The sequence below is a fragment of the Halanaerobium saccharolyticum genome (genome assembly GCF_004362045.1).
In the GTDB taxonomy this organism is placed as follows: Bacteria; Bacillota; Halanaerobiia; order Halanaerobiales; family Halanaerobiaceae; genus Halanaerobium; species Halanaerobium saccharolyticum_C.
This window is the reverse complement of record NZ_SNWX01000002.1, coordinates 269,079-279,115: the sequence shown is the minus strand read 5'-3', so window position 1 is coordinate 279,115 and position 10,037 is coordinate 269,079. Positions and strand designations below refer to the sequence as shown.

General features: G+C 36.2%; 12 protein-coding genes. 1 reads left to right on the top strand and 11 read right to left on the bottom strand.

All coding sequences use genetic code 11. The features are described from left to right. Window positions 1–408: 408 nt before the first annotated feature. The 10 genes from DFR79_RS02685 to DFR79_RS02640 all read right to left on the bottom strand — a co-directional run bounded on the left by DFR79_RS02685 (window position 409) and on the right by DFR79_RS02640 (window position 7,710). The gene (locus DFR79_RS02685) at window positions 409–1,191 is read right to left on the bottom strand and encodes an IclR family transcriptional regulator (protein WP_133513955.1); all 783 of its coding nucleotides are present in this window, start codon (window positions 1,189–1,191) and stop codon (window positions 409–411) included. 254 nt (window positions 1,192–1,445) lie between these two features. Next, window positions 1,446–2,453 (bottom strand): LacI family DNA-binding transcriptional regulator, encoded by a 1,008-nt coding sequence (locus tag DFR79_RS02680; protein ID WP_133513954.1) that lies wholly within the window; start codon window positions 2,451–2,453, stop codon window positions 1,446–1,448. Window positions 2,454–2,603: 150 nt separating this feature from the next. Beyond that, window positions 2,604–3,074, bottom strand: coding sequence for a type II toxin-antitoxin system VapC family toxin (locus tag DFR79_RS02675; RefSeq protein ID WP_133513953.1), 471 nt, complete (start codon window positions 3,072–3,074; stop codon window positions 2,604–2,606). After that, window positions 3,058–3,291 (bottom strand): AbrB/MazE/SpoVT family DNA-binding domain-containing protein, encoded by a 234-nt coding sequence (locus DFR79_RS02670; RefSeq protein WP_133513952.1) that lies wholly within the window; start codon window positions 3,289–3,291, stop codon window positions 3,058–3,060. Before DFR79_RS02670 ends, DFR79_RS02675 begins: the two co-directional genes overlap by 17 nt. 139 nt (window positions 3,292–3,430) lie before the next feature. After that, window positions 3,431–4,030, bottom strand: a complete 600-nt coding sequence (locus DFR79_RS02665) for a nitroreductase family protein (RefSeq protein ID WP_133513951.1) — start codon at window positions 4,028–4,030, stop codon at window positions 3,431–3,433. 147 nt (window positions 4,031–4,177) lie between these two features. Further along, a complete protein-coding gene (gene wrbA, locus DFR79_RS02660; RefSeq protein WP_133513950.1) occupies window positions 4,178–4,804 on the bottom strand; it encodes an NAD(P)H:quinone oxidoreductase in 627 nt (208 codons plus the stop codon). Window positions 4,805–4,967: 163 nt separating this feature from the next. Next, on the bottom strand, window positions 4,968–5,159 hold the full coding sequence (locus DFR79_RS02655; protein WP_133513949.1) for a YgaP family membrane protein: 192 nt from the start codon (window positions 5,157–5,159) through the stop codon (window positions 4,968–4,970). 151 nt (window positions 5,160–5,310) lie between these two features. Continuing rightward, window positions 5,311–6,066, bottom strand: coding sequence for an ABC transporter permease (locus tag DFR79_RS02650; protein ID WP_133513948.1), 756 nt, complete (start codon window positions 6,064–6,066; stop codon window positions 5,311–5,313). After that, window positions 6,047–6,808, bottom strand: coding sequence for an ABC transporter ATP-binding protein (locus DFR79_RS02645; protein WP_133513947.1), 762 nt, complete (start codon window positions 6,806–6,808; stop codon window positions 6,047–6,049). The genes DFR79_RS02650 and DFR79_RS02645 overlap by 20 nt, the downstream gene beginning before the upstream one ends. After that, complete coding sequence (locus DFR79_RS02640) at window positions 6,805–7,710, bottom strand: ABC transporter substrate-binding protein (RefSeq protein WP_166637945.1); 906 nt, start codon at window positions 7,708–7,710, stop codon at window positions 6,805–6,807. The genes DFR79_RS02645 and DFR79_RS02640 overlap by 4 nt, the downstream gene beginning before the upstream one ends. A gap of 199 nt (window positions 7,711–7,909) precedes the next feature. Between DFR79_RS02640 and DFR79_RS02635 the strand changes: the two genes are divergently transcribed. Further along, window positions 7,910–8,809, top strand: a complete 900-nt coding sequence (locus DFR79_RS02635) for a prenyltransferase (protein ID WP_208107477.1) — start codon at window positions 7,910–7,912, stop codon at window positions 8,807–8,809. A 71-nt stretch (window positions 8,810–8,880) separates the two neighbouring features. Here the strand turns inward: DFR79_RS02635 and DFR79_RS02630 are convergent, their stop codons facing one another. Continuing rightward, window positions 8,881–9,981 (bottom strand): DUF362 domain-containing protein, encoded by a 1,101-nt coding sequence (locus tag DFR79_RS02630; RefSeq protein ID WP_133513945.1) that lies wholly within the window; start codon window positions 9,979–9,981, stop codon window positions 8,881–8,883. Window positions 9,982–10,037 lie beyond the last annotated feature (56 nt).

The following is a 10,037-nucleotide window of genomic DNA, read 5'->3' as shown; positions in this document are numbered from 1 at the left end:
CATTTTGAATATTTTTATTATAATTAAAATTAGTGGTGATCTATTACTATTTACTTACATTTTATGGTAACTATCATATTTTATTTGACGTTATCTTTTATTATACTAATTAACTTAATTTTAATGCCTTTTAAATCCTGATCTATCACCCTCCTTTCTCTAATCTTATTTGTTCCTATCTCAACTATATATTAGGCCCTGAAGATAAGGGGCAGATAACCGTTCTTTTAGATAATTATAAAAATGAAAAAATATTTTTATAAAAAATAATTTTCTGAAAATTTACAGCTTAAATAATTCTCTTTCCGCTTTAATTAATCAGAATAATTTTACTGAAGATAATGATAGTTTTCATATATATGAAAAATTTTTCAATAAGCTGGCTAAAAAAATTTAGGTTTTTATTTTTTAAGATAATTGATAGCCAAGTTTAAAAGAAATATTTAAGGCCTCATGATGGATCGTATTAACTAAATTATCCATATTGTTTTTAACCCTTTCAGTATCACCAGTTATTCCTAAGGCAGCAACAACATTCTTTTCTGCATTATAAACAGGAACTGCCAGACAGGTTGTACCCAGAAAAACTTCCTCTCGGTCAACAGCATATCCATTATTCCTGATATCTTCTAATTCAGCTTCTAGTTGATCTCGCTCAGTTATTGTATTTAAATTAAATGCCTTTAACTCAATGTTATCTAATAATTCGTTTCTTTTTTCCTCCGGCTGAAAGGCAAGTAATACTTTACCGGCTGCCGGGGCATATAAGGGCAGACTTAAGCCCACAGTTCCCCTTGTTTTTTTATTATTAGGGGTTTCTATTATTTCCAGAAAATATAAGTTTTCTTCAAAGATAATACCTAACTGAGAGGTCTCTCCAGTTTCTCTGGTAAGTTCACGCATATACTGCATAGAAATATCTCTTAAATCGCGAATATACTTGACATTATTACCCAGTTTAAATAATTTAAAGCCGAGGCTGTACCTTTTTGTTGACTCATCTCTTTCAATCAACTGATAATCCTCTAAGGTCTTTAAAATCTTATGGGAAGTTCCATTTGGAATTTTAAGATCTTTAGCAATCTCAGACATGTTTTTGTTTTCTTTTGTCTCTGCTAAATATTCAAGGACCTTGATTGATCTTTCAAGTGTAGATTCTTTGCTCTTACCATTGTTTGGAATTGAAATCACCTCATTTTGAAATATTTTTCATATATATAAAATGTTTTTCAGCAAATTAATTATACCCTGCAGCTCTGAATTTGTCAAGAAGTTTTTTGAATATTTTAATTTCAGGCTGGAGTTCAATTATTTTAGGCTTTATATGGCTGGATACAGGAATTATAAACCATTTTTCTTCATTTAAAAAGAAAAACAGCTCTCAATTAAGAAAGCTGCCCTTAAATTTCTGATTCAATTTTAAAAATTATATTTTCTATTAATTCTTAAAGTTTCCTGGTCGAATTCCTGACTATCAGTTCTGTATCAATTATTTCGGGCTCTACTTTTTCTTCGTGATTATTAATTAACTCTATAACCATATTAGCAGCTTCAATCCCCATCTCTTCTTTTTTCTGACAGACTGTAGTCAGAGCGGGGTTTAAATACTGGCTAATTTCGATATCGTCAAAACCAACAATAGAAAAATCGTCCGGAACTTTGAGCCCAGCTTCTTTGGTCGCCTGCATTGCTCCAACTGCGATCTCATCACCCTGACAGAAAATTGCGGTTGGTTTATTTTCTAATCTCAAAATTTCTTTCATCGCCTGATAGCCACCATCTACACTAAACCGCCCCTGAATCACCCATTCATCTCTGATCTCTAAGTTCTGAGCTTTCATTTCAGCTTTATAACCGGCCAGTCTTTTTTGAGTTGGAACAGTTATTTCTTCACCCTCAATAGTAGCAATCTTTTGATGTCCCAGTTCTGCCAGATGCCTGACGGCTTTGCGAGCACCTTCTTCGTTATCCGAAATAATATAAGAGGCACGCTCAGCAGACATATCAAGATCAATAAAAACCGAGGGAATTTTAGCATTTAAAAGTTCCGGTATTTTAGGATCATCCTTGGGCATCCCCATTAAAATAGCCCCATCAACATTACGGAACTGACACTTTTCTAAATAACTAAATTGGTCCTCCCAGTTAGCGGAAAATAAAATCATATCATAATTATTTTCCAGCAGCTTCTCCTCCAGACCCGATATTATACCTCTAAAAAACGGATGCTTAACTCCACTGTCCTGGTGATCCTTAAAAAAAAGACCGACCAGAAAAGATTTATTTGTTCTTAAAGATTGTGCATTAGCATTTGGTCGATAGTTATTTTCTTCAATAATTTTTAAAACCTTTGCCTTTGTAACTTCCCCAATATCATCATAACCATTCATTACCTTGGAAACAGTTGCTACTGAAACCCCTGCCTTTCTGGCAATGTCCTTAATTGTCAGCATTCAAATCAGCCCTCTTTTTATTACATATATTTCCCCTATTATTATCCTGTCTTCTATTTTATCATTAATTTAGTGCTACTTACAAGCATTTTAACTTTTTTGTCGAAAAAGAAACGAAATTGATTTAGTAATTTCTTAATATTATAGCAGTTATGAAGATTTAATTTCCAGGTCCTTAAAGTATTTTCGATAAAAACCCCGGTCTCTGCTTAATAGTAAAGCTTCATTTTCTACTGCATGCCCTGCAATTATAAAGTCTGCCATTATATACTGTCTGAAAGTTATTTTACTGCCACAATCTGAACAATAAAAAGTGTTTTTTGAACCACACTTACTGCATTCTAATTGACTATCTCGATTTTGATTATATTCTTTCCAGGCAGCCGCGGCAAACTGCAGTCCTTTTTTACCAATAGATTTAAGCTGTATATTTGAATCTTCCAGAAAACTATCCAGTAAAGCCGGATTGTTAAAGTGAGCAGCAAGTTCTGCATAAACTATTTGAGAAATAATTAAATTCTGTGAACTATAGTTTAAAATTAAATTTAGGGAACTTTCCTTATAGTCAGGATCAGGTAATAAAATATCAAATAAGATATTTGTATCAACTGTAATCTGCATTACCCCTCAACTCCTCAACTAATTGATCACTGCTCTTATTCCCATTTAAAATTCCTACATAGTTTTTGATTTTATTTTGATCAACTTTTTTTTCAAAATAATAGCCCTGTTTACTCTCTTTAATTATTAACTGATCACCTTTATTTAAATTCAATTTCTCCCGCAACTTTTTGGGGATTGTAATCTGTCCTTTGGAAGATATTTTAACCTGATACATAAGCTCACCTTCTTATTTTAAAGTAAGATTAATATTTCTTACTTTTATTATACTACTATTTAAGTAAAAATACAATAAAAAAACCGGCATTAACCAGATTTAAACTTATCTGACCTGCTGCCGATTTGAATAAAACTATTTATTTATAAACTTTAATTCTCTCTGCTAAAGGTTCAAATTCCTTTTTGTCCGGCTCTTCTACCGGATTACCAAAGGGCATCTGAGCTACAAAACGCCACTCTTCCGGTACATCCCATTCTGCTTTTACATCTTCAACTATCAGTTCTGTATAATGCTGCAGAGACGCACCAAGACCTTCTGTCTCCAGCAGAGTCCAGACATTATACTGCAGCATTCCACTGGAGTGCTGGGACCACTTTGGAAAATTTTCGCTGTAGAGGGGAAAGCGCTGCTGCAGATCCTCCACTATTTCCATATCTTCAAAAAAGAGGACCGTTCCATAACCACTGCGGAAGCCGTCGATTTTTTCTTTAGTTGAGTCAAAATCTTCTTCCGGCACCACAGGTCGTAAATTGGATTCAACTATATTCCAGAACTTATTGTGCTCCTCATCAAAGAGAAGAATCACCCGGCCTGTCTGAGAATTAAAAGAAGTCGGTGTATATTTTACTGCATGTTCAACCACTTCTTCCACCTTTTTTTCCGGCACTATCTTTTTGTCATTTATATTATAATAGCTTCTTCTTTCCTTTGTTGCCTGATAAATATCTTTTGCCATTTGTAAAACCTCCACTTAATATTTTAAAGTCTTATGTAAAAGCCCCGGCTTTTAGGGCCAGGGCTTTTGAGAATATATTGGAAATCTATTTGCTTAAATTCAATTTATTTATTAATATTAATTTGAATTTTTGCTGATTTAAATTTCTTATTTAGTAGACTTAATTCCTTTAGCAACTCTAGCTACTCTTTTGGCAAGTCTGCCTGCCATTTTCAGATCGCCCTCTGTCGGCTGCATACTGCCATCACTACCAGCAACTGTAGATGGGCCGTAAGGTGAGCCGCCATGCAGATTATCTTCACTTAGTTCAGGATTTTGTCCATAAGGTGAACCTACAAAAATCATGCCAAAGTGAATCAGTGGTATCATAGAACTTAAAATTGTACTTTCCTGACCACCATGAAGAGTGTTGGAACTGCTCATAATACCGGTTGCTTTATCTTCCAGTTTACCTTGAGCCCATAAGCCTCCAGCAGTATCAATAAACTGCTTAACCTGAGCCGGCATATTACCAAATCTGGTTGGAATACCCCAGACAATACCATCTGCCCATTCCAGATCAGCTAGAGCAACTTCTTCTACATCTGACTGAGCTTCCTGAGCCTGAAGATAAGGATCCTGGCCGGACATTGCCTTCTTAGCGGCTTCCAGTTCCGGAATTTTGCGCAGTTTTACATCATAATCATTGTTCTCTGCTGCCGCATCTCGAGCTGCCTTTGCCATCTGATACATGTGTCCATATGAACTATAATATGTGATTAATAAATTAGTCATTAATAATACCTCCCCAAAAATATCTTGCTTAATGTTAAGTAAAATGGTTCATTTTCATTGGTCATATTCGATTCATTAGTTCCATCTCCGAGCTTTTTACTCCGAATTCAGCTTAAAAAAATTTATATTAATTATCCCCATTTGACCGGGGCTAATAAATTACCTAATTATCTTTTCGGGTACTAATCCCCAAAAGTTTGTACAATAAACAATTTCCGGACAATCCCGTGTAGAGAGGGATTATTCCTAAAATACCAAAATACTTAGCATTTCCTTCGACAAAGAAAAACAGCGACAGCAGAACAATACCGAGTATTATTCTAATCCACTTATCAGTTTGACCCACGTTTTTCATTATTTTTCCCCCTTCAATCTGCAATTTGAATTGCAAATTATTATTATTTTTACTTACTAATTATAAATTATCACCTGAGCTATTAATTTTCTGTATTATTGATTACATTTCCAGAATTAAATTAAGCGCAATTCAATTTAATTAAATTAATTTATGCCTTTTTATCGGAGAGCTTCTGCCAGCTGCAGAATTTATCCTCCAGCAGGTCAATTCCTTTGAATAAGAAATAACCCAGCAGGCTGACTGCGATTATACCGCTGTACATTTTTAGATAATTGACCATCGACCAGCTGTTCATTATATAATAGCCAATTCCATATCTGACTGCGAAATTCTCTGCGAAAAATAGAACCGCAATACTGGTTCCAATAGTAATTCTTAAAGCCGTAAGGATTCCCGGAAAAACAGCAGGCAGGACCAGATGTCGGTAGATATCAAGCCGGTCCATCCCCAGCGAACGAGCCGAAGCAAAATATTTACTGTCAATACTGCGGACTCCATCTCGGGTAGTAACTATTATCTGAAAAATCACTATTACAATCAGCAAAATTATTTTTGAGAGATCTCCCAGGCCAAATAAAAGCATAAATACCGGCAGAAAAGCAATTTTGGGAATTGGATATAAAAGATAAATCAGGGGAGCTAAATATCTATCAATTTTAGGGTGCATCCCTGTCAGCAGACCAATACTGACTCCCAGGATCAGAGAAATAGCTACTGCAGCTGTAATCCGATAAAAACTCATTAAGAGATGAGGCAAAATCTCACGGCCGAAATTGGCAGTAAAGACTTTAATAACTGCTGTGGGAGAGCTGATAATTGCCGAATCAATGCTAAAATAGAGTAAATACCAGACAGCCACTATTAACAGCAGGGCATATAAGCTATCAAATTTCTGCTTTTTCATCTTTATCTACTCCTTCAGCCTTTAAAGACATTAAATTTCTCAGCTTTTTCTGCAGCTCAAAAAATTCTTCCTTTTCCCGCAGATCTTTTTCTCCAAAATGTGGGTTTTCTAAAACTGCTGCAATTTTCCCTTCTTTGATTACCGCAATTTTATGACCTAAAAAAGCAGCTTCTGCAATATCATGGGTTACCAGGACATAAGTAAAGCTTTCCCGGGCGTGAATTTCCAGAATCAGATTCTGCATTTCTTCCCTGGTTAGTGCATCCAGGGCGGAAAAAGGTTCATCCATTAATAATAGATCCGGAGCCAGAACCAGGGCGCGGCCGACAGCTACCCGCTGTTTTTGACCGCCGCTTAATTCTGCTGGATATTTATCTTTTAGCTCCGATATTTTAAGCCGCTTTAAAGCTGAATTAACCTTTGCTTTGATTTCCCGGCCTACTGCTCCTCTAATTTTGAGGCCGAGAGCCAGATTATTATAAACGGTTTTCCAGGGAAAAAGGCCGTAATCCTGCAGAATAACCCCACTTCTATCTCTAATCCCAGTTAAAAGCTGAGAGTTAATTTTAATAGTTCCCCGATCTGCCTGTTCCAGACCTGCCAGCAGATAAAGCAGAGTAGTCTTACCACAGCCGGAAGGACCGATTACAGCAAGACTCTCCCCTTTTTTTACCTCTAAATTTATGTTTTTTAAAACCTCTTCTTTTTGATAGGCAAAATCTAAATCTTTTACCTCAATCATTGACTGCTGTACTTCCCTTCTATAACCTGATTATAATCGATGTCAATCTGACTGCCGTCGGTTTTTTCTATCCACTCAATAACTCGATTTAAATATGCTTCTGTTGGTACTCTTGTTAAATGGTATTCGGGCATTGCAATTAAATCTTTGATCTCCATCGGTAAATCTAATTTATTAATTAAAATCTCTCTGGCTTCAGAATCATCCTGCTGAATTTCTTTAACCGCTCTATTATAGGCTCTGTGGAAGGCTGCAACAGCTTCATCTTTTTCTGTAAGAGTTTTTTCAGTAAAAATCATCGCTTCCGGCATAAAATCATATTCATTTTTATAAACTCTTTTTTCCAGACCCTGCAGTTCTGCTGTGGAAGCAAGGGGTTCCGGAATTACAGCCATCTCCAGCTGTCCTGATTTAACCATTTCCAGACGGGCGGGAATTGCAGGTACAAAAATTTTATTTAAATTATACTGTTCTTCCAGAAACTGCTCAGCTAAAAAATTGGAAACACTAACTTCCATCATTCCAATCTTAACCTCTTCTTTTTCTCCAAAGTCCTTACTGACTAAAATAGGAAAACTTCCGTCAGTACTGGTAGTTATTTTAACCGGAAAGCCATTGTTGACATTATTAACAAAGGCAATCAAATCAGTCATTGCACCATCAAGTTTATTGGTCTGGAGCGCAGTCTGTCTGTTAACTGCATTTGTATAAATCCCAATCTGGATATTTAGATCTTCTTCAGCAAAATATCCTTTTTCCTGGGCCAGCAGAATTGGGGCTGAATCCACAGCCGGCATAATACCGATCTCCAGTGTCATATCAGAGGCGGCTGCACTTCCGCTTGAAATAATAAGTGAAAAGATTAACATTGCTAGCAATAAAAATACCTTTTTTTCTCTCATTCTGTTATTCCTCCTAAATTTTTTGACCATTATCTTTTAGTTTATTATATAATATATAGGTACCAGGTACAAATCAATTGATTTGTACCTGGTACAAGTAATTTTTTTCACTATATTCTAAAGCGCCGTTTATTTTGCATTTTCTCTATAAATATGAAACAATATACATGTTAAAAAAGTAACGAAAGGAAGTTTAAAATTGAAAAATATTAGATTTTTAAAAGAAATTTGGAAGGCTTCACGTCCGCTTTCTTTAACCCTGGCGTTTTACTCCACTACTCTGGGAATGGCTGTCGCCCACCTGGAGGGTAACTTATTCAGCGGCAGTTTAGCTTTTGACCTGAAATTAATTTTTTTGGTTACACTGGCCGGCCTTTTTGTGCAGACAGGAACCAATTTTATCAATGATTATTTTGAATGTGAGTACAAAAACCTCCATTTTAAAGAGGGAAAAAAATATTCATTTCTCGGCCAAAAAAGAAAGGCTTTTGATATTTTAATTTTTCTGCTGGGAATGCTTTCTTTTCTAATTACAGCTTTCCTGGGACTTTATATAATCTCCATTACTACCAGAAAATTAATTCTGATTGGTGTTTTAGGTATTATTGGCGGTTATGCCTATACCGGAGAACCGATTGTATATAAAAAGCGGGGTTTAGGGACTCCACTTTCTTTTCTGCTGATGGGACCATTAATGGTTATGGGAACCCATCTTGCTTTTAGCCAGTATTATTCCTGGCGTCCAATAATCCTGGGCCTGCCGATCAGTCTGTTAATTCCGGTTTTAATGCTGAGTAATGAACTGCGGGACTATGAGCGGGATAAATCACTGGGCATCAAAACTTTAACTGTACGGATTGGATTTAAAAAAGGTAAAATGCTCTATCTATTCCTTTTGAGCAGCTCCTATCTTTTAACAATTATATTTGTTATTTTAAATCTCTATCCAGCAGCAGCTCTTTTATCACTGCTGACCCTGCCGCTAGCTGTTAAGGCTTATCAAAATGTGGCCGAAGCTGAGAAAAAAGGAGTTCCTGTAACAAATCAGCTTCATTTAACCTTTGGTCTAATCCAGCTGCTGGCATTGTTTCTCTTTTAGGTACCAGGTTATAGTGAAATATTTTTTTAACCAGGCACAAAAAGGCCTTTTTTTACCTGGTGCCTAAAAATTTAAACTCTGATATGATACTTTTCTTCCAGAAAATCCAGGATTTCTCTGGCTGAAGGTGGGCAGCCTTTAACAAAGCTGTCCGCTCCACTGCAGCAGCTGCCGATTCCAATTCCGGAGATTTTCTCTCCCTGATAACCCTGACCGATTTTGATCTTTCCGGCAATTTTATCCAGCTGACCTGTTTTCTCTATTCTTTTTAAAGCATGGATCAGACTCCCGTAGCAGGCTGAACAGGCATCTTTTGCTTTAACTTTGGCTGCCAGCTTTTTAATTTTGCGAGAAGAATATTCAATTTCTTCTGCCCGATCCTGATTTAGCTCAATTATCTCTGCCCCAGATAAATCTTTACTGCCGACTCCAATTTGAGCTGCTATTTCTATATACTCGACTTCTGCCGTAGAATAGCCCAGCAGTTCAGCTGCATAGCTGTCTGCCAGAACAGGATCCTGAGCGGCAATAATTCTATTCATTTTAACCGGATTTCCACCTTCTTCAAAATCGAGGTCCCCGTAAATTCCATCTACAATAATCAAACCCTGTTTTAAAAGCTTATTTAAATAAGCAATTGGCTGATGCAGCCCCTGGCGGTGAAACTTTCTTTTTTCTGAATCAGAAATACAGCCTTTAAGATTTTTAAGGGCACAGGTGATATTCGTCTGGCAGTGCCCTTTAAGCACCGGCAGATTGATCAAATAATCAGCCTGAAGAGCTTTTTGCGCTATCTCAATTTCCAGCCCCTGATAGGACTTTCTGCTAAAGTTATCATTTTTTAGATTATACAGAGGAATCTCATAGTCCCGGGCCAGCTTGTTATATCCGCAGATTTCAAAAGCATTATCGGTGTCTGCTCCCACCCAGGAACCCTCAATAATCATTAAATTATTAAAATCTTTGTCCTGTAAATATTCAATAATTCCCTTTACTATTTCCGGATCAGTAGTCGCTCCTTTTTCTGATTTAGTAGCATTAATTAAGTTAGGTTTCAAGGCAATTAGGTCATCTGGCTGCAGCTCCTCTTCAATCTTTATTCTCTGCAGCAGTTCTTTAACCATCTCTTTACCCTGATCACCATAATTTATAATAATCTGATTTTTATCCATTTTTTTAACCTCTCTTTTTAGCTTAATAGCTGTTTGTTGTTGGAAATAATTGCTAA